Source organism: Caballeronia sp. GACF4 (assembly GCF_023631025.1).
Lineage (GTDB): Bacteria > Pseudomonadota > Gammaproteobacteria > Burkholderiales > Burkholderiaceae > Caballeronia.
In genome coordinates, this window is sequence record NZ_JALQDW010000007.1 from 36,076 (window position 1) to 56,174 (window position 20,099).

16 protein-coding genes are annotated in these 20,099 nt (G+C 62.0%); 4 read left to right on the forward strand and 12 right to left on the reverse strand.

What is annotated here, in order from left to right:
- Nucleotides 1-154: 154 nt before the first annotated feature.
- The 3 genes from pnp to NCR40_RS08375 form a co-directional block, all read right to left on the reverse strand.
- Complete coding sequence (pnp, locus tag NCR40_RS08365) at nucleotides 155-2,293, reverse strand: polyribonucleotide nucleotidyltransferase (RefSeq protein WP_250509198.1); 2,139 nt, start codon at nucleotides 2,291-2,293, stop codon at nucleotides 155-157.
- Nucleotides 2,294-2,680: 387 nt separating this feature from the next.
- Nucleotides 2,681-2,950 carry a 30S ribosomal protein S15 gene (gene rpsO / locus NCR40_RS08370; protein ID WP_244825500.1) on the reverse strand — a complete coding sequence of 90 codons (270 nt, stop codon included), beginning with the start codon at nucleotides 2,948-2,950 and terminating at the stop codon, nucleotides 2,681-2,683.
- A gap of 174 nt (nucleotides 2,951-3,124) precedes the next feature.
- Nucleotides 3,125-4,357 carry a branched-chain amino acid ABC transporter substrate-binding protein gene (locus NCR40_RS08375; RefSeq protein ID WP_244828062.1) on the reverse strand — a complete coding sequence of 411 codons (1,233 nt, stop codon included), beginning with the start codon at nucleotides 4,355-4,357 and terminating at the stop codon, nucleotides 3,125-3,127.
- Nucleotides 4,358-4,685: 328 nt separating this feature from the next.
- Between NCR40_RS08375 and NCR40_RS08380 the strand changes: the two genes are divergently transcribed.
- Nucleotides 4,686-5,201: a hypothetical protein gene (locus NCR40_RS08380; RefSeq protein ID WP_250509199.1), complete on the forward strand. Its 516-nt coding sequence runs from the start codon at nucleotides 4,686-4,688 to the stop codon at nucleotides 5,199-5,201.
- A gap of 67 nt (nucleotides 5,202-5,268) precedes the next feature.
- Here the strand turns inward: NCR40_RS08380 and NCR40_RS08385 are convergent, their stop codons facing one another.
- From NCR40_RS08385 to NCR40_RS08410, 6 genes are all read right to left on the reverse strand, one after another.
- Nucleotides 5,269-6,813 carry a 2-isopropylmalate synthase gene (locus NCR40_RS08385; protein ID WP_244825503.1) on the reverse strand — a complete coding sequence of 515 codons (1,545 nt, stop codon included), beginning with the start codon at nucleotides 6,811-6,813 and terminating at the stop codon, nucleotides 5,269-5,271.
- Nucleotides 6,814-7,198: 385 nt separating this feature from the next.
- Nucleotides 7,199-7,873 (reverse strand): C40 family peptidase, encoded by a 675-nt coding sequence (locus tag NCR40_RS08390; protein ID WP_250509200.1) that lies wholly within the window; start codon nucleotides 7,871-7,873, stop codon nucleotides 7,199-7,201.
- 147 nt (nucleotides 7,874-8,020) lie between these two features.
- The gene (locus tag NCR40_RS08395; RefSeq protein WP_250509201.1) at nucleotides 8,021-9,619 is read right to left on the reverse strand and encodes an ABC transporter ATP-binding protein; all 1,599 of its coding nucleotides are present in this window, start codon (nucleotides 9,617-9,619) and stop codon (nucleotides 8,021-8,023) included.
- An 8-nt stretch (nucleotides 9,620-9,627) separates the two neighbouring features.
- Nucleotides 9,628-10,740 carry an ABC transporter permease gene (locus NCR40_RS08400; protein WP_250465141.1) on the reverse strand — a complete coding sequence of 371 codons (1,113 nt, stop codon included), beginning with the start codon at nucleotides 10,738-10,740 and terminating at the stop codon, nucleotides 9,628-9,630.
- Entirely contained in the window at nucleotides 10,740-11,780 is a 1,041-nt protein-coding gene (locus tag NCR40_RS08405; RefSeq protein WP_250509202.1) for a microcin C ABC transporter permease YejB, read from the reverse strand. The genes NCR40_RS08400 and NCR40_RS08405 overlap by 1 nt, the downstream gene beginning before the upstream one ends.
- A gap of 14 nt (nucleotides 11,781-11,794) precedes the next feature.
- Complete coding sequence (locus NCR40_RS08410) at nucleotides 11,795-13,618, reverse strand: extracellular solute-binding protein (RefSeq protein WP_250509336.1); 1,824 nt, start codon at nucleotides 13,616-13,618, stop codon at nucleotides 11,795-11,797.
- 236 nt (nucleotides 13,619-13,854) lie between these two features.
- On the opposite strand from NCR40_RS08410, the gene fabI reads away from it, so the two are divergent.
- Entirely contained in the window at nucleotides 13,855-14,646 is a 792-nt protein-coding gene (fabI, locus tag NCR40_RS08415; RefSeq protein ID WP_244825511.1) for an enoyl-ACP reductase FabI, read from the forward strand.
- Nucleotides 14,647-14,889: 243 nt separating this feature from the next.
- Here fabI and NCR40_RS08420 read toward each other — a convergent pair whose 3' ends face one another.
- The 3 genes from NCR40_RS08420 to NCR40_RS08430 all read right to left on the reverse strand — a co-directional run bounded on the left by NCR40_RS08420 (nucleotide 14,890) and on the right by NCR40_RS08430 (nucleotide 17,353).
- Nucleotides 14,890-15,285, reverse strand: coding sequence for a hypothetical protein (locus NCR40_RS08420; RefSeq protein ID WP_244825513.1), 396 nt, complete (start codon nucleotides 15,283-15,285; stop codon nucleotides 14,890-14,892).
- Between the two features lie 200 nt (nucleotides 15,286-15,485).
- A complete protein-coding gene (locus tag NCR40_RS08425; protein WP_370652022.1) occupies nucleotides 15,486-15,836 on the reverse strand; it encodes a hypothetical protein in 351 nt (116 codons plus the stop codon).
- Between the two features lie 200 nt (nucleotides 15,837-16,036).
- Entirely contained in the window at nucleotides 16,037-17,353 is a 1,317-nt protein-coding gene (locus tag NCR40_RS08430) for an MFS transporter (protein WP_250509203.1), read from the reverse strand.
- Between the two features lie 156 nt (nucleotides 17,354-17,509).
- Here NCR40_RS08430 and NCR40_RS08435 point away from each other — a divergent pair, with 156 nt between their 5' ends.
- Together NCR40_RS08435 and mdcA are read left to right on the forward strand one after the other, a co-directional pair.
- Nucleotides 17,510-18,304, forward strand: a complete 795-nt coding sequence (locus NCR40_RS08435) for a GntR family transcriptional regulator (RefSeq protein WP_244825517.1) — start codon at nucleotides 17,510-17,512, stop codon at nucleotides 18,302-18,304.
- Complete coding sequence (gene mdcA, locus NCR40_RS08440) at nucleotides 18,301-19,995, forward strand: malonate decarboxylase subunit alpha (RefSeq protein WP_250465146.1); 1,695 nt, start codon at nucleotides 18,301-18,303, stop codon at nucleotides 19,993-19,995. Before NCR40_RS08435 ends, mdcA begins: the two co-directional genes overlap by 4 nt.
- The last annotated feature ends 104 nt before the right edge of the window (nucleotides 19,996-20,099 follow it).

Below are 20,099 nucleotides of genomic sequence, written 5' to 3' on the forward strand. Positions count from 1 at the left end.
CTTGGCGAACCAGATGGCACTGTGCCGCGCGGGCAACACGCGCTCCACAGTGCCATCGGGTCCGGCGATGCATCGGACAAAGCGTCGCCCGCTGCACCTCATACAAGAAAACGGCCGGCTCGCAGAAGCGGCCGGCCGTCGACACATTACCGCATTACTGCTGCGGCTGCGTCGGTTCGGCTTGTTGCGCGGCTTCGTTCAGAAGCGCCTTGGCCGACAGACGCACGCGACCCTTCTCGTCCGTCTGGATGACCTTGACCTTCACGATCTGGCCTTCCTTCAGGTAGTCGTTGATGTCCTTCACACGCTCGTTGACGATTTCCGAGATGTGCAGGAGACCATCCTTGCCCGGCAGGATATTCACGATCGCGCCGAAGTCCAGCAGCTTGAGCACCGGACCTTCGTACACTTGGCCCACTTCCACTTCGGCCGTGATGTTCTCGATACGCTTCTTCGCCTCGGCCATGCCTTCCGAGCTCGTGCTCGCAATCGTCACGACGCCGTCGTCGGAAATGTCGATGGTCGTGCCGGTCTCTTCCGTCAGCGCGCGGATCACCGAACCGCCCTTGCCGATCACGTCGCGAATCTTCTCCGGATTGATCTTGATGGTGATCATGCGCGGCGCGTAGTCCGACAGCTCCGTGTTCGTGGTCGGCACCGCGGCGGTCATCTTGCCGAGGATATGCATGCGGCCTTCCTTCGCCTGCGCGAGCGCGACCTGCATGATTTCCTTGGTGATGCCCTGAATCTTGATGTCCATTTGCAGCGCCGTCACGCCTTGCGCGGTGCCGGCCACCTTGAAGTCCATGTCGCCGAGGTGATCTTCGTCGCCGAGAATGTCGGTCAGAACCGCGAACTTGTTGTCTTCGAGGATCAAGCCCATGGCGATGCCGGCCACGTGCGCCTTCATCGGCACGCCGGCGTCCATCAGCGCGAGGCAACCGCCGCAGACCGAAGCCATCGACGAAGAGCCGTTCGATTCCGTGATTTCCGACACGACGCGGATGGAATAGCCGAATTCGTCGGCGTTCGGCAGGCACGCGACCAGCGCGCGCTTGGCGAGACGGCCGTGACCGATTTCACGGCGCTTCGGCGAACCGACGCGGCCCGTTTCGCCCGTCGCGAACGGCGGCATGTTGTAGTGAAGCATGAAGCGCTCGCGGTATTCGCCTTCGAGCGCGTCGATGTTCTGCTCGTCGCCCTTCGTGCCGAGCGTGGCGACGACCAGCGCCTGCGTCTCGCCGCGCGTGAAGAGCGCCGAGCCGTGGGTGCGCGGCAGAACGCCGGTGCGGATTTCGATCGGACGCACGGTGCGCGTGTCGCGACCGTCGATACGCGGTTCGCCGTTCAAAATCTGCGAACGGACGATCTTCGCTTCGATGTCGAACAACACGTTGCCGATGGTCGCCGCATCCGCCCCTGCCGTGCCCGAAGCAGCCGCGTCCGCTGCGAGCTTCGCCGAGGTCGCCGCGAAAACTTCCTTCAGCTTGGCCGAACGCGCTTGCTTGTTGCGCAGTTGATAAGCCGCTTCCAGTTCCGGCTTCGCGATTTCCGTGACGCGCGAGATGAGCGCTTCGTTCTTCGGGGCCGGCTGCCAGTCCCATTCCGGCTTGCCGCCGTCGCGCACCAATTCATGGATTGCGTCGATGGCGATTTGCATCTGCTCGTGGCCGAACACGACCGCGCCGAGCATGACTTCCTCGGACAACTGCTGCGCTTCCGATTCCACCATCAGCACCGCGCGTTCCGTACCGGCGACCACGAGGTCGAGCGCCGATTCCTTCATTTGCGGACGCGTCGGGTTCAGCACGTATTCGTTGTTGATGTAGGCGACGCGCGCGGCGCCGACCGGGCCGTTGAACGGCAGACCGGACACGGCGAGCGCTGCCGACGCGCCGATCAGCGCGGGAATGTCGGCGGGAACGTCCGGGTTCAGCGACAGGACGTGGATCACGACCTGCACTTCGTTATAGAAGCCTTCCGGGAAGAGCGGGCGCAGCGGACGGTCGATCAGGCGCGAGATGAGCGTCTCGCCTTCGGACGGACGGCCTTCGCGGCGGAAGAAGCCACCCGGGATCTTGCCGGCGGCGTAGGTTTTTTCGAGGTAATCGACGGTCAGCGGGAAGAAATCCTGACCCGGCTTGGCGGTCTTTGCGCCGACGACAGTGGCGAGCACGACGGTATCTTCGACATCGACGATCACCGCGCCGCTTGCCTGACGAGCGATTTCACCCGTTTCCAGGCGGACGTTATGCTGTCCCCACTTGAATTCCTTGACGATCTTATTGAACATTGCGACTCCTTCTACGTTGCGCCACGCCGGATCGGTGGACGTTGCCCACCGGACGGCGCTGGCTAGGCGGTACCGAGCCGCGCTTGAGAGGTGTGTTATGCCATTCCAGCGCGACGCGCGCATTGAGTGTTCGTACCGCGCTGGAATGACACAAAGCTCCGCCGCGAGGCTGCACCGAGTGTCTGTCCGGATGAAGCATCCGGGGTAAAGCATGTGAACTACTTGCCGATTATCAGCATTCGACGAACCCAATGATGAGAGATCGACCGAGCGCTGACCGGGCAAATGATCAGGCGAGCGGATCGCGCAAAAACAAAATGCCTGTATCAGCGAACTGACACAGGCACTTCGTTAGAACGCTGGCCGCAAAGCCACGTTTGGGCGCAATTACTTACGCAGACCCAGTTTTTCGATCAGCGAGCGGTAACGGTCCGCGTCCTTGCCCTTCAGGTAGTCGAGCAGCTTGCGGCGACGGCTCACCATGCGCAGCAGACCGCGGCGGCTGTGGTGGTCCTTCGTGTGGGCCTTGAAGTGGACGGTCAGTTCGTTGATGCGGCTCGTGAGCAGAGCGACTTGCACTTCGGGGGAGCCAGTGTCGTTGGCGCCGCGCGCGTATTCGGCGACGACGTCGGACTTCTTGATTTCTGCTGCGGACATTTGCTTTTCCTTTAAAACAGACAGGCGGTCACGGAAGAAAGGCCGTGCCGTGGTTTGTTCACGATAAATTCGCTTCTTCCAGACTCTTGGTTTTAGACTGTTTTCGACAGCCGGATCGAGTCAAAAAAGCGAAGCGCAGAGTATAGCATAGGGCGAAGTCCGAAAGACGGGCGACTAGCGCGCCGGACGCGCCATCTGGCACGTCGACGGCTGAACGGTCTTTTCCGCCGGCACCGCGAGCAACGTCCGAAAGCCATAGTCCGAGCCTTCGTTATCGAACCGGATGCCCGCCGTGCCCGCCTTGTCCATCTCCATGACATACAGGGGCTGGATCAATTGATGATCTTCCGCGCGCATGGTCGATGCGTGGAATCCTTCGCCATCGAACTTCATGCCTTCGAGCGCGCGGGCCACGGCGTAAGGGTCCGCGCTGCCGGCGCGCGTCATCGCGGCGGCGAGCATCTCGATCATCAGCGGCATGCGCAGCACGAGGTAATCGTCCGATGCCGCCGGATAGCGCGCGCGGAAATCGCGGTAATACGCGTCCGATAACGCGCCGCCCGCATTCGGATGCCAGTCGGCGACCGCGATCACGCGCTTTACGCCGGCGTCACCCAGCGCGGCCGGTGCGCCGAGACTGTTGCCGTAGAACGTATAGAACTTCGTGTCGAGCCCCTGCTCGCGCGCCGCCTTGACGAGCAGCGTGAGATCGTTGCCCCAATTTCCGGTGATGACCGCGTCGGCCCCGCTCGCGCGAATCTTCGCGATATACGGCGCGAAATCCTTCACGCGGCCGATCGGATGAAACTCGTCGCCCGCAATCGCGATATCCGGCCTGCGTTCCTTCAGCGCACGCTGCGCTTCACGGCTGACGTCGTGGCCGAAGCTGTAATCCTGATTCAGCAGATAGACCTTTTTGACCGCGCGATCGTTCTTCAGCGCGTCCGCGAGCGCGTCCATGCGCATGCCGGCGTGGGCATCGAAGCGAAAATGCCAGAAACTACACGCGGCGTTGGTCAGGGCGGGATCGTCGGCGGAGTAGTTGAGGAACACCACGCGATGCTCGGGCTCGCGCCCGTTCTGCTTGTCGATGGCCGTCACCAGCGCGGCCGCCACCGCCGAACTGTTGCCCTGCATGACGAAGCCGATCCTGTCGTCGATCGCCGCGCGCAACTGTACGAGGCTCGCCTCGCTGCTGCCTTTGCCATCGAGCACGACGAGCCGCAGCGGGTGCATGCCGTCTGCGAGCTTCACGCCGCCCTTCGCATTCACGCGCTCCACGCCGAAGCGCAAGTTGCGCTCGACCGCCGCGCCTGCGTTGGCGAAAGGTCCGGACATGCCCTCGATCATCGCGAGCTCGATGGGCGGCAAATCGGCGGCGCTTACGTGCGCCATGAAAGACGACATCGCGCAGGCCAGCGCGGCCCGTTGCAGCCATCGCGCGGCTCGTTTGCTTGCGGATTCGCTCACCGTCAGCCCTTCCAGTCGAAGAAAGGGCGGATCATAGGACGGCTACGGCTCGCGGTGCAAGTGCGGCGATTCCGCGAGCGCCCTCTTCGCGCCGATGAGAGGCATCGCGCTTTTGTCCCGATGGCGTGTCAAAATCGAACGCGAACGATCCAGGCTTTGGCGACGATCGTCGAAACGATGAATGCGACAACGCGCGGCGCGCTGGAATCATCGAGGCGCCAAGAACGTTAACACTGTCGCGACACAAGAATGTGTGGAGGCCTTCATGCTGAACTCTTTGAACCGGCTGCGCGGCACGCTCGCTTGCGTGGGTGCCGCGCTCATGCTCACGGCTTGCGCGCAGCCCTGGCAAAACTTTCAGACGGGCGCGGATTCATCCACGCTCACCGCGCGCTTGGGCCCGCCACGCGAAGTCTACGATTTGCCCAACGGCGGCAAGCGCCTGATGTGGCCGACTCAACCGCTCGGTGAAGTCACGACCGCCGCCGATGTCGATGCCTCCGGCAAGATCGTCAGCGTGCGGCAAGTGCTCGACGAGAACGAGTTCTACAAGGCGCAGATCGGCACGTGGACCAAGACGGACGTGCTCGTGAATTTCGGCCGTCCGGTGGAGACGTCGTACTTCCCGCTGATGAAGCGCGAAGTCTGGACGTATCGCTACATGGAGGCGAACGTCTGGTACATGATGTACAACTTCTATTTCGATGAACAGGGCATCGTGCGTCTCACGCAAAAAACGCCAGACCCGCTGCACGATCCCGACCGCCGCAACGCCTTTTGAAGTACTCAAAATGACGAAGGCCTCGCTAATCGCGAGGCCTTTCGTTTCGAGCTACAACAAGCCGCGATTAAAGCTGCGGGTTGAGCTTTTCGACCTTCGAATGCAGCTTGTTCAACGCGGCGATATAAGCCTTCGCCGACGCCGCGATGATGTCCGGGTCCGTGCCCACGCCATTCACGATCCGCCCGCTCTTCGAAAGACGCACCGTGACTTCACCCTGTGCCTGCGTGCCGGTCGTGATTGCATTGACCGAATACAGCACCAGTTCCGCGCCGCTATCCACCTTCGATTCGATCGCGTGCAACGTCGCATCGACCGGACCGTTGCCGCGCGCTTCGCCCGTCACTTCCGCGCCTTCGACCGCGAACACCACTTGTGCTTGCGGTTGCTCGCCGGTTTCCGAATGCTGCTTCATCGACACGAAGCGGAAGTGTTCCTTCGCCTGCGCTTCCGCCGATTCCTCCGAGACGATCTGCATGATGTCTTCGTCGAAAATCTCGGCCTTGCGGTCGGCGAGTTCCTTGAAGCGCGCGAACGCGGCGTTCACGTCGGCCTCGGATTCGAGTTGCACGCCGAGTTCTTCCAGACGCTGCTTGAACGCGTTACGGCCTGACAACTTGCCGAGCACGATCTTGTTCGCCGCCCAGCCCACGTCTTCCGCGCGCATGATTTCGTACGTGTCGCGCGCCTTCAGGACGCCGTCCTGGTGGATGCCCGACGCGTGTGCAAACGCGTTTGCGCCGACCACTGCCTTGTTCGGCTGCACGACGAAGCCGGTGATCTGCGAAACGAGCTTCGACGTGGGCACGATCTGCGTCGTATCGATGCCGACGTCGAGCCCGAAGTAGTCCTTGCGCGTCTTGATCGCCATCACGATTTCTTCGAGCGACGTATTGCCCGCGCGTTCGCCGAGTCCGTTCATCGTGCACTCGACCTGACGCGCGCCGCCGATCTGCACGCCCGCCAGCGAATTGGCGACGGCCATGCCGAGGTCATCGTGACAATGCACGGAGAAGACCGCCTTGTCCGAATTCGGGATGCGCTCGCGCAGCGTCTTCACGAGATTGCCGTACAACTCGGGCACGCCGTAACCGACCGTATCCGCGATATTGATGGTGCGCGCGCCTTCGTCGATCACCGCTTCGAGCACGCGGCAAAGAAAGTCGATGTCCGAACGGCTGCCGTCTTCCGGCGAGAACTCGACGTCGTCCGTGAACTTGCGCGCGAAACGCACCGCAAGACGCGACTGCTCGTACACCTGTTCCGGCGTCATGCGCAGCTTCTTTTCCATATGCAGCGCGGACGTCGCGATGAACGTATGGATGCGAAACTGGCTCGCGGGTTTCAAGGCGTCAGCGGCGCGCTGAATGTCCTTGTCGTTCGCGCGGGCGAGCGAGCAGACCGTGCTGTCCTTGATCATCGAGGCGATCGTGTGGATGGCGTCGAAGTCTCCGTTCGAGCTGGCCGCGAAGCCCGCCTCGATCACGTCGACCTTCATGCGCTCCAGTTGCCGCGCGATACGGATTTTTTCTTCCTTCGTCATGGACGCACCGGGGGACTGCTCGCCATCGCGCAAGGTCGTATCGAAGATGATCAACTTGTCTGCTGCCATATTGGACTCCAGTGGGGAGAATTATCGACTGTTGGAATTATCGCGTTGAAGCGAAAGACAAAAGGGAATTCGGGTGTTCGCGCCACCGCTGGCGTCGAAAACCTTGAACGAGCAGACGGGAGGCGAGAAGAATCAGCGCGGTAGGCGCGCTAGTAGCGATAGTGCGCGTAGCGACGCACCAGCCGAATAAAGCGAGGGGGAGAACGAGAAAAAGTTCATTCGAAAACTATAACGGCTTTTAGGAACGCGTGCAATCGGGCTTTCCGATCGAACCGATTGACTTTTACCTGCCGCTAGTCATGCAAAACAGCGCGTAGGAAAACAAAAAGCCTGCATTCCGTTGGGAAGCAGGCTTTCGTAGATTCAGACGGCGTACAACTACGGCTTAGTAACCGCCGATACTCGCGCTCACGCGCTGACGCAATTCGCTACCGTCGGTGAACTGCACGTTGTCGATGCGGCGCGCGCCCTGGAAGCGCTGCTCCCAGTAACCGCTTTCCATGTCGTCAACGCGGATCGTGCTGCCGGTGGACGGCGAATGCACGAACTTGTTGTCGCCAATATAGATGCCGACATGCGAAAACGAACGGCGCATGGTGTTGAAGAACACGAGATCGCCTGGCTTGAGATCCGACACGCGGACCTTCTCGCCGACACGGCTCATTTCCTCGGCGCGGCGCGGCAAGGTCATGCCGAGCGTGTCCTGAAAGACGTATCGCACGAAGCCGCTGCAATCGAGGCCGGAATCCGGTGTATTGCCACCCCAGCGATAACGCACGCCAATCATATTGAGTGCGCCGACGACCACATCGCCCGCCTTGCTGGCAACGCCAGAAAGAAACGAGCGTGCGCCGCCAGGAGCGCTGGCGGTGTCTGCCGTGGCGGCGACTGGGCTGATCTGGGAGGAGTTCGAAGCGTTGCCGTTGCTGGCAACTTGGCTACTTTGGCTATTACTGCTGACTTCGTCGGCGAACGCGCCGGAAGTTGTTGTCATCAGAAGGCCGATCAACATGCCTGCGGCTGCCCGCGCGCATGTCTGAGTCAATGTCAATGGCTGCATCGGTCGGTAGGTTTTACAATTAAAGACTGAAAAATCAGGGAGATACGAGAAAGTTTGGAAGGATACTAGCCACAAATTATTTAACTGTCAAAAGAAATAGGAAAATACAATTGAGACGAGCACCCAATTGATGAAAAAGAAAGATTTTTAGGATTCGAGCGCTGCCCTCAGTAGCTTTCGTGTGTATTCCTCTGAAGGGTTCGAAAAAATCTTCTCTACTTCTCCCGCTTCCACGACAATTCCGTTTCTCATCACGGCCACGCGATGCGCCATTGCGCCGACCACTTCGAGGTCGTGGCTAATGAAAACATAACCGAGATTGTGCTTCTTCTGAATATCGGCGAGCAGCGTCAGAACTTGCTGCTGGATAGAAACGTCTAGTGCACTCGTCGGTTCGTCGAGAATCAGAATGCTGGGTTCGAGCACCAATGCCCGCGCAATTGCGATGCGTTGCCGTTGTCCGCCGGAAAACTCGTGCGGATAACGCGTAAGCGCCGTCCGATCCATCCCCACCTCACGCAGCACGGCAATGACCTTGTCGCGCCGCGCCGGCGCCTTCAGTTCCGGCCGATGCAACGCAAGCCCCTCCCCGACGATTCGTTCCACCGTCTGACGAGGCGAAAGCGAGCTGAACGGGTCCTGAAACACCACTTGCAGATTCGACCGCAGCACGGTTTTTTCGCGTCCGCGAAAATCGCCGAGCGCGCGCCCCTGGAACTGCACCGCGCCGTTCGAGACACGCTGCAAGCCGAGCAACGCCATGGCCAGCGTGGATTTTCCCGATCCCGATTCCCCGACGATGCCAAGCGTCTCGCCTTGCCGCACGGAAACGCTCACGTCGTCGACGGCTTTGAAGCGGCCGCGCCTGAACCAGCCGTTGATGCCTGGCAGTTTCGTCGCATAGTCGACCGAGAGGTTTTTCGCGTCGAGCAAGACCGGCGCGATGGGCAGCACGGGCAGGACGTGGCGCTTCGGTTTGCTTTCGAGCAATCGCTGCGTGTACGGGTGCTGCGGCGAGGTGAAAATCTGCTCCACCGGCCCGCTTTCCACCAGAAGACCCTTCTCCATCACCGCGACGCGCTCCGCGAAGCGCCGCACGAGATTCAGATCGTGGGTGATCAGCAGCACGGCCATGCCGCGCTTCTCGGCTTCGTCACGCTGCAGTTCCAGCAGGAGATCGACGATCTGCGCGCGGATGGTCACGTCGAGCGCGGTGGTCGGCTCATCCGCGAGCAGAAGGCGCGGCCGGCACGCGAGCGCCATCGCGATCATCACGCGCTGACGCTGCCCGCCCGACAACTGATGCGGATAGCTGTCCACACGCCGCTCGGGCTCGGTGATGCCGGTACGCGCCAGCAACGCGATGGCACGCTGACGCGCCTCGCGCGGCGTCGCGCCGTCGTGCAACTGAATGGTCTCGCCGATCTGGTCGCCGACCGTGTAGAGCGGATTGAGCGCGGTCATCGGCTCCTGAAAGATCATCGCGATGTCGGAGCCGCGCAGGCCGCGCATCGCGTGCTCGCTCTTCGACAGCAACTCCTCGCCGTTAAAGCGAATGTAGCCGCTGAGTTCGGCATCGCGCACGAGGCGCAGGATCGCCAGTGCGGTCACGCTCTTGCCCGATCCCGATTCGCCGACGAGCGCCACGCGTTCGCCCGCGCGAATGTCAAGGCTCACGCCGTCGACCGCGACGGTATCGCCGAAACGCACGCGCAGGTCGTCGATCGCCAATAACGGTTCGCTCATGCTCGCGCTCACTTCGCGCCTCCGGCCTTCACCGCATCCGCAATCCGCGTGTCGAGCGCGTTGCGCAAGGCGTCGCCCATGAAAGTCAGAAGCAACAGGGTCGCCACCAGCACGCCGAAGGTGGACAGCGAAATCCACCACGCATCGAGATTGGCCTTGCCTTGCGCGAGCAATTCACCGAGCGACGGCGTCGGCGACGGCACGCCCAGCCCAAGAAAATCGAGACTCGTGAGCGCGAGAATCGCTCCGCTCATGCGAAATGGCAGAAATGTGATGACGGGCGTCAGGCTATTGGGCAGCACATGCCGCCAGATGATCTGCCAGTTGGACAAACCCATCGCGCGCGCGGCGCGTACGTAGTCTTGCGTGCGGTTGCGCAGAAACTCCGCGCGCACGTAGTCCGACAGCCCGATCCATCCGAACAGCGACAGCAGGATGACCAGCAAGACGAGGCTTGGCTCGAAGATCGACGCGAAGATGATCAGCAGATAAAGCTCCGGCAACGCACTCCAGATTTCGATCAGCCGCTGCCCGGCGATGTCGGTCCGGCCGCCGAAGTAGCCCTGCACCGCGCCCGCCACCACGCCGAGCACCGTGCCGATGGCCGTCAGCACGAGCGCGAACAGCACCGATACGCGAAAGCCGTAGACGAGCCGTGCGAACACATCGCGCCCGCGGTCGTCGGTGCCGAGCCAGTTCTCGCGCGACGGCGGCGCGGGATTCGAGCCCTTCGAGAAGTAATTGAGCGTGTCGTAGTAATAGTGATTCGGCGGATAAACCGCGAAATTGCCCGGCGCGCTGAAGCGGTCGCGCACGAACGGGTCGAGATAATCGGCGGGCGTCGGATAGTCGCCGCCGAACGTCGTCTCCGCGTAGGTCTGCACGATCGGAAAATACAAGTGTCCCTGGTAGCGCACGACGAGCGGCTTGTCGTTCGACCAAAGCGGGCCGGCCAGGCTGATCGCGAACGCCACGACGAACACGATCAGACTCCAGTAGCCGAGCTTGTGCTGCCTGAAACGCATCCACACCCGCCGCGAAGGCGATGGCGAAACCGGCTCGCGCAAGGGCTGCGCATCGGCGGCGCCGCGTGAGGATCGTGAAGAAGCGGCTCGGTTCATCAGCGCTCCAGTTGCTCGAATTGAATGCGCGGATCGACCCAGACGTAGCAGAGATCGGAGATGAGCTTGGTCGCAAGCCCGATCAGCGTGAAGAGATAGAGCGTGCCTAGCACGACGGGATAGTCGCGCCGCACCACGGATTCGTACGAGAGCAGTCCGAGTCCGTCGAGCGAGAACAGCGTTTCGATCAGCAGACTGCCCGTGAAGAATGCGCCGATAAACGCTGCGGGAAAGCCGACGATCAGCGGCAGGAGCGCATTGCGGAACACGTGCTTCCAGAGCACGCGTCTTTCGGAAAGGCCCTTCGCGCGCGCGGTGAGCACGTATTGCTTGCGGATTTCGTCGAGAAACGCGTTCTTGGTCAGCATGGTGACGATGGCGAAGCTGCCGACCACCGACGCCACCACCGGCAAGGTGATGTGCCAAAGATAATCGACGATCTTGCCGCCGAGCGAGAGCGTGGCCCAGTTATCCGAAGTGAGATTGCGCAACGGGAAAAGCTGCCAGAACGAGCCGCCGCCGAACAGCACGAGCAGCAGCACGCCGAGCACGAAGCCGGGAATCGCGAAACCGATCAGCACGATGAGACTCGTCGCCACGTCGAAGCGCGAGCCGTTTCTCACCGCCTTCGCTATCCCGAGCGGCACCGATATCAGATAAGTGATGAAAAACGTCCATACGCCGATGCTGATCGACACCGGCAGTTTCGACACGATCAGCGTCCAGACGCTCTGATGCCGGAAGTAACTGTCGCCGAGATCGAAGCGCGCGAACTTGCCGAGCATCAGCCAGTAACGCTGCAAAGGCGGCTTGTCGAAGCCGTAGAGCGCCTTGAGTTGCGCGACCTGCTGGGCATCCACGCCAGTATGCGTGCGCAGCCCGAAGCCGCCGCCGCCTTCCGCGTTGCCGCGCCGCAGATCGTGCACCGCCTGCTCGACGGGCCCGCCCGGCACGAACTGAATCACGACGAAGGTCAGCGTGAGCACGCCGATGAGCGTCGGGATCATCAACAGAATGCGTTTGAGTATGTAACTCCACATGGCGCGCGGTCCTGTTATTTCGACGCGGCGGCTTTCGCCCACCACGCCGACACTACCCACTCTTCCGCCGTGTAGTAGAGCGGCAAGGTCGCGGGGTACTGAAGCGTATTGCGATACGCCACCCGATGCGTCGCCGAATACCAATGCGGCACCACGTAATAGCCATTCATCAGCACGCGATCGAGCGCGTGAGTGGCATCGACTAGCTGTTCGCGCGTCTGCGCGCCCACCACTTTTTGCAGAATCGCGTCGACCGCCTTCGACTTCACGCCGGCGAGATTGTCGGAGCCTTGCTCGTCCGCGGACTTGCTGCCGAAGCGCGAGACTTGCTCCGTGCCGGGAATCTGCACGTCGGGCATGCGCACGCTCGTGACGTCGAAATCGAACGCGTCGAGCCGTTTTTGGATCAGCGCGTAGTCGACAGTGCGAAAGTTCATCGTGATGCCGAGCTTTTGCAAATTGCGCCCGAACGCGGCGGCGACCGGTTCCATGGAGGCGCCGCCGCCCGTATCGTCGAGAATCTCGAACACGAAGGGCTCGCCCTTCGCATTGCGCAGCGCGCCATCGCGATACGTCCAGCCCGCCTCGGCGAGCAATCCGCGCGCCTTGATGAGGTTGGCGCGCAGCGATCCGGGCGGATCGGTGTCGGGCTGACGCGGCATCTCGCCGAACACGGACGCATCGAGGTCCTTTTTGAGCGGATCGAGAATGGCGAGTTCGCCGTCGCTCGGCTTGCCCTTCGCCTGCAAGTCCGTATTGACGAAGAAGCTGTCGATGCGCCTGTACTGATTGAAGAACAGTTGCCGGTTGAGCCACTCGAAGTCGAGCGCGAGATCGAGCGCCTGACGCACGCGCACGTCCTTGAAGAGCGGCCGGCGCGTGTTCATGAAAAAGCCCTGCATGCCGGTGCCGTTATGCTGCGGGAATTCGCGCTTGATGAGTTCGCCGCTGTCGAAGCGCTTGCCGATATCGCGCCGCACCCAGCTTCGCGCAACGTATTCGACGAGCACGTCGTACTCGCCCGCCTTGAAGGCTTCGAGCCGCGCGACCGGGTCCGAATACAGCTTGTAGTGAATCTGCGCGAAATTGAACAAGCCCATGCGCACCGGCAACGCCGCGCCCCAGTAGTTCGGGTTGCGCTTGTACGAGATGGTGCGGCCGTTGTCGTATTGGTCGATCAAATACGCGCCGCTGCCGATCGGCTTCTGAAACGCGAGTTGATCGAACGGAATACGCGTGCCGTCGGGCTTCACTCCCCATTTGCGCGAAAACACGGGAATGCCGCCCGCGAGCAACGGCATCTCGCGCGTCGCGGTCTTGAATTCGAAGCGAATGGTCGATGCATCCACCACGACCGCGCGCGCGATCTGCCCGAAGTACACGGAGAACTGCGGCGCGGCGAGCGGGCTTTTCAGCGTCTCGAACGAGAACTTGACGTCCTCGGCGGTAACGGGATCGCCATTCGAGAAATGCGCTTTCGGGTTGATGTGGAACGTGGTGGACAGGCCATCGGGCGCGACGGCGATGTCGTCGGCAAGCAAGCCATAACCGGTCGATACTTCATCGAGACTGCCGGTGGTCAGGCTTTCGAACATCAGCGAGAGCCCCGGCGCGGGATTACCGCGCAAGGTGAACGGATTGAATTTGTCGAAGCTCGTCAGGCGGTTCGGATTGGCGAGTACGAGCGTGCCGTCGCGCGGCGCGTCGGGATTGACGTAATCGAAGTGACTGAAGCCGGCCGGATATTTCGGCTCGCCGTACTGTGCGTAGGCGTGCGCCGCCTCGGCCTGGTTCGCGCCCGAGACGATCGATCCGGCCAGCGCGAGCGCAATGGCCATGCGCCATGCGCGGGTTGGGCGGATCGTCGTGCGAGTCGTCATAAGCTCCTTGGGCGCCGGGTATCGCGCAATCGACGTTCGGGTCGGGCAGGCCATTGCGATGTGAGAGAATTCTACCCAAATCAAAAGCCGTGCGACCGTGGGTCAATTGCGCCGCACGCGCTTGAGGCTCACGCGGCGCGGGCAGATGCGGCTCGTTCGCCACCGTGCGCGACATTGACTTCAAAGGAGCATTCATGGGCTTTCTCGCTGGAAAACGAATTCTGCTGACGGGCTTGCTGTCGAACCGTTCGATTGCCTACGGCATCGCACAGGCCTGCAAGCGCGAAGGCGCGGAGCTGGCGTTCACCTATGTCGGCGAGCGTTTCAAGGATCGCATCACCGAATTCGCAACCGAATTCGAAAGCGATCTGATCTTTCCGTGCGATGTCGCGAACGACGCCGACATCGACGCACTCTTCGCGTCGCTCAAGGAACGCTGGGATTCGCTCGACGGTCTCGTGCATTCCATCGGCTTCGCGCCGCGTGAAGCGATCGCGGGCGACTTCCTCGACGGCATGACGCGCGAAAACTTCCGTATCGCGCACGACATTTCGGCGTACAGCTTTCCGGCGCTCGCCAAGGCGGCCAAGTCGATGCTGTCGGACAGTTCGTCGCTGCTCACGTTGAGCTACCTCGGCGCCGAGCGCGCGATTCCCAACTACAACACGATGGGTCTTGCCAAGGCATCGCTCGAAGCAAGCGTGCGCTATCTCGCGGCTTCGATGGGCAACAACGGCGTGCGCGTGAACGGCATCTCGGCCGGTCCCATCAAGACGCTCGCGGCCAGCGGCATCAAGGGCTTCGGCAAGATTCTCGATTTCGTCGAAAACAACGCGCCGCTCAAGCGCAACGTGACGATCGAACAGGTGGGTAACGTGGCGGCGTTCTTGCTGTCGGATCTCGCGGCCGGCGTGAGCGCGGAAATCGTGCACGTCGATGCGGGATTCAATGCGGTGGTCGGCGGCATGGCGGGCGTGACCGAATAACGCCTGCGGCGCTCGATCATGTGCAGAGGGCTGCTCTCTTGCGAGAGCGGCCCTTTTGCTTTTGTGTTCGGGTTTTTGCAAGTGCTGGCGTCGTGACAGCCGCTTACACAGCGCCATGCATGCGGGCGTGATCTTCGTGAACCTCGCCTTCGGGAACGTTGGCTTTGTGAAGAACGCCTTTGGTAGCGTCGTCTAAAGGCCCGCTATATCTGCCGACTCGGCAGCCACACTGGACCAGCGCGTTCAATGCCTGCCATGCGGACCACCATGTCCGTTGCCATGACCATTGCCGTGTCCGTACCCGTTACCGTGTCCGTGTTGCGGCCCGCGATTGTAGCCATGCCCGTAACCGTGGCCGTGATAACGGTTCCAGTCGTTCCGATTCCAGTAACGGCGCCCATCCCAATACCGGTTTCCATACCAGCCGATGACCACGGGCGGACGCGCATAAACCGGAGCCGGCTGATAAATCACAGGCGGCGGAGGCGGCGCGTACACAGGCGCGGGTGCAACGTACACCGGCGCGGGGATGCCGACGTTCACGCCTACGTGTACATCGGCGTGCGCGGTGCCACTTATCGCTGACGCGGTCACGATCAACATGCCGCCCAGCACTCGCCCCATGACATTCACTTTCATCGCGTGGTCCTCGTTTTGTTTTGATTGGCTTGCGACAAAATATAACGGACGCCTTTCAGCGCAATATTTCAGCTTTGTAAGTTCTTCCCATGGCGTGGCTCTCGTCAGGAGAAACCTTACCTTTTGTTACACGCTGCCGCGCGGCGACAAATAAAAAGCCACCCTTCGACCGGGTGGTTTTCTCTTAGCGCGACGTTCGCTCAATGGTCGTGATGACCGTGATCGTGATGATCGTAGTCGCGGCCGCCGTATCCGTGACCGCCGTGACCGTGGTTCCACTCGTCGCGGTTCCAGTAGCGATGGCCATCCCAGTACTGGTCGCCATGCCATCCGATCACGATAGCCGGTTGCGCATAAACCGGCGGAGGCGGCGGCGCATAGACCACGGGCGGAGGCGGAGGCGCATAGACCGGCGCCGGCGCAACGTACACGGGCGCGGGCACGCCGAGATTGATGCCGACGGAAACGCCCGCCATGGCCGCGCCGGACAGCGTCATACCACCGATGACGAACGCTCCTGCGAGCGCGGATGTCCTCAATACCTTGTTCATGTGAAGCCCACCTCGATGGGATGTTTGTTGTGTTGAGTGGACTATATCGAACGAACGCCTTTGCTTGTGTGCCACTTGGTAACGTCCCATTACCAATGCCTACCAGGCAAATGATTACGGAGAGTAAGGATCATGCACGCCGCGCGCCAATGAGAAACGGCGGCTCGTGAAAGCCGCCGTCAGGGACCGTGCAACGGGCACTAATTGGGCAGTTCCTGTCCGCGCGTTTCAGGCGCGAGCGGAATCACCGCGAGGCCGATGAGAAACGCGATACCCGTGAGCGCGATCGGCACGCCGAGCGTCTTCATATGCAGCACCATCGCGCCAATGCCGAAGTTCACGATCGCGCCGAAGAAGCGTCCCACCGACGTGCAGAATGCGAACGCCGTCGCCCGGACGCGCGTTTCGAACTGTTCCGGCAGCCACAGGCTGAAGAGCGCGAAGTTGCCGCCGAAGAAGCCGAGCACGACGAGCAGCGCAATAAACGGCACGAGCCCGTTCGGCAGATAGAACGCCCAGCCGAACGACAGCGCAATGGAAGCCGCCATGCCGACGAAATACACCGCGAGCGTCTTGCGCCGGCCGATGCGCTCAGCCATCGGCGGCAAGGCGAGACAGCCGAAGATCGTGCCGATGGACAGCAAGCCCGTCGCGATCGACGCCATGCGCGCGGCTTCGGGCTTGCTCATGCCGGCCTTCGTCGCAAGCTGAATGACTGCCGACGGTTCATACACCGCGCCCGCCCACAGACCGATGATCGCCACGGTCAGCAGCACCGCCGCGACGATCGTGCGCTTGCGATACTGCGGCGAGAAGATCGTGCGCAACGAACCGTGCTGCTTGACGGCAGGCGCGCTCGTCGCTTCGGCGCGCTGCCACTTGTCGGTTTCCTTCACGCGCAAGAGCACGAGAATCGATACGACGACCGGGAACAGTCCAACCAGAAACATCGCGCGCCAGCCGAATGCCGCGCCGATCGTGTAGTTGAGCGCGGCCGCCAGAAAGAAGCCCGCGTAATAGCCGGTTTGCAGATAACCCGCACCCATCTTGCGACGATCTTCCGGCCATGCCTCGGCGACGTAGGTTCCGGCAAGCGCCCACTCCCCGCCTATGCCGACGCCCGCAAAGAAGCGATAAATGCCCAACTCCCAAACCGAATGCGATGTCGCGGCCAGCCCCGTGAAAATCGCGAACGTGAAAATGGTCGCGGCGAGCACCTTGGTGCGCCCGAAGCGATCGGCGAGCGGTCCCCAGATGAACGACAGTCCCCATCCGACCAGAAAGAGCGCGAAGAGTATGGAGCCTGCAAGACCGACGTTCGCGGGCGTGGCCGCGTAGCCCGAACGCGGCAGCAGTTCGGTGAGCGCGGGCGCAAGCACGAGCGCGTAGATGAACGAATCCATTCCGTCGAGCGTCCAGCCGGCCCACGCACCCCAGAAGCCGGTGATCTGCGAGCGGTTGAGCGGGGTTTTGATCGGGCGCGAGGCGCGTAACTCTCGGTCCACCGTGGTTGGCATGGCCATGTCTCCGGAAAAGAATCATCGATACACGCGCGCTCTCGATTCTTGTCAGCCGCTCCCAGCTTAGGGAAAGCACCTTCTGTGAAGTCGCGCATCGTTTTATATATAATATTTGAACATCGACACGCGGCAAGTCCGCACTTACACCTAGCCATGCCGACAGATCTCTCCACTTCCGACGCAGCGCAGCCACTTGCATCGTTTCGTCACGCACAGTTCGAACCGCGCCAGAGCACGTCGCGCTTCATCGCGGATGCGTTGCGCACGGCTATCGTCGAAGGTGCGTTGTTGCCGGGCGAACCGCTGCGCCAGGACGCCATCGCACGGCAGTTTTCGGTGAGCGCGATTCCGGTGCGCGAAGCGTTCCGGCAGCTCGAAAGCGAAGGCTGGGTGACCATCGAGCCGAATCGTGGCGCGGCCGTCAGCCTGCAATCGGCCGACGAGGCGCGCGAGATCTACGAGATACGCGCGTCGCTCGAAAGCTTGGCGATCGGCATCGCGCTCGAACATCACACGGCGCAAACGCTCGCCGAATCGCAACGTCTGCTCGAAGCGGCGGAAAGCGAGCCGGACCCGGCGCTCTACGTCGTGCGCAACGAGCAGTTCCATATGAGCCTTTACGCGCCCGCGGACCGGCCGCGTCTGATGGAGCTGATCGGCCAGATGCATCGGCGCGGCGAACGTTATTTGCGGCTGAAGCTCGGCTTGCCGATTCACAAGGATTCGTCGGATGCGGAGCATCGCGCGATTCTTGCCGCGCTCGTCGCCCGCGATATCGAACAGGCGCAAACGCTCGTCGCGCGTCATCTGCTTGCGACAGGCGATTTGATCCACCGCTTTCTCGCCGATGCGCAAGCGCTTGCCGCGGCGAGCCATGTCAAGAAGAAGCGCCGCCCGCGCGCCGCGCCCGCAACGGCTTCTGCAACCTCTTTGAAGGAGGATCGATGAACTCGTCCCCGACGCCTGCCACGTCGCCCGCGCGCGACACGAGCCCGCAAACCCGGCAGTGGAACACGCGCGCGCAGGAAAAAGCGCGCCGCCTCAAGCTGATCGAACCGTGGCTCGACGGCTCGGTGCTCGCGACCGACCGTATCGTCGATGCCTTGCACGCGCTGATCGTCACGGGCGACCGCGTGGCGCTCGAAGGCAACAACCAGAAACAGGCCGACTTCCTCTCGCGCGCCTTCGCCAGACTCGATCCCGAACGCGTGCACGACGTTCATCTGCTGATTTCGAGCATCAGCCGCCCGGACCATCTCGCGCTGTTCGAACAGGGCATCGCGCGCAAGGTCGATTTCGCGTTCGCCGGTCCGCAAAGTCTGCGCGTCGCGCAACTGCTCGAAGACGGACAACTCGAGATCGGCGCGATCTATACGTATATCGAACTGTATGCGCGCATGTTCATCGACCTCACGCCGCAGGTGGCGCTCGTGTGCGCGGTGCAGGCAGACCGGCACGGCAATCTCTACACGGGCGCGAACACCGAAGACACGCCTACCATCGTCGAGGCCACCGCGTTCAGACATGGCATCGTGATCGCGCAGGTCAACGAGATCGTCGATGAACTGCCGCGCGTCGATATCCCCGGTTCGTGGATCGATGTCGTCGTGAAGGCAGACCGCCCGTTCGCCGTCGAGCCGCTCTTCACGCGCGATCCGCGGCATATCGGCGAGTTGCAGATTCTCATGGCGATGATGACCATTCGCGGCATCTACGACCGCTACGGCGTGACGTCGCTGAATCACGGCATCGGTTTCGATACGGCGGCCATCGAACTTCTGCTGCCGACATATGGCGAATCGCTCGGGCTGAAGGGAAAGATCTGCACGCACTGGGCGCTCAATCCGCATCCGACCTTGATCCCCGCGATCGAAAGCGGCTGGGTGCAGAGCGTGCACTGCTTCGGCAGCGAGGTCGGCATGGAGGACTACATCACGGCGCGGCCGGACGTGTTCTTCACCGGCCGCGATGGCAGCCTGCGTTCTAACCGCGTGTTCTGCCAGTTGGCAGGGCAATACGGCGTCGATCTCTTCATCGGTTCGACCCTGCAGATGGACGCCGACGCCAACTCGTCCACCGTCACGCTCGGGCGGCTGGCGGGCTTCGGCGGCGCGCCCAACATGGGCCACGATCCACGCGGCCGCCGTCATTCGAGCGAGGCGTGGCTCAAGCTGCTGAAAAACGACGGCCCGAACCCGGCCATCGCGCGCGGTCACAAGCTCGTCGTGCAGACCGCCGAGACGTACAAGAAAGGCGGCGAGCCGACCATCGTCGATGCATTGGATGCCATCGCCGTCGGTGAAAAAAGCAACATGCCGATCGCACCCGTCATGATCTACGGCGACGATGTCACGCATGTCGTGACGGAAGAAGGCATCGCGTATCTGCATGCGGCCGAAGGCGTCGATGAGCGCCGCGCCGCGCTTGCCGCCGTGGCGGGCGTCACGCCCATCGGCATGCGCGCGGATGCGAAGAAGACGGCGGAGTTGAGAAGGCGCGGCATCGTCGCGTTGCCGGAAGACCTCGGCGTGCGGCGCGGCGAAGCGAAGCGTTCGCTGCTCGCGGCACGCAGTATCGACGACCTGGTGGCGTGGTCGGGCGGTCTTTATGCGCCGCCTGCGCGCTTCAGAAGCTGGTGAGCGCGATGGGTTCGTGTATGTCTGACCGTGAAGACAAAGCGTCGAGCCTTTGCGTGGTTGCCGACATTCCCGCTGGCGTGTGTTCGTGGAACGCAGAGGCGCGG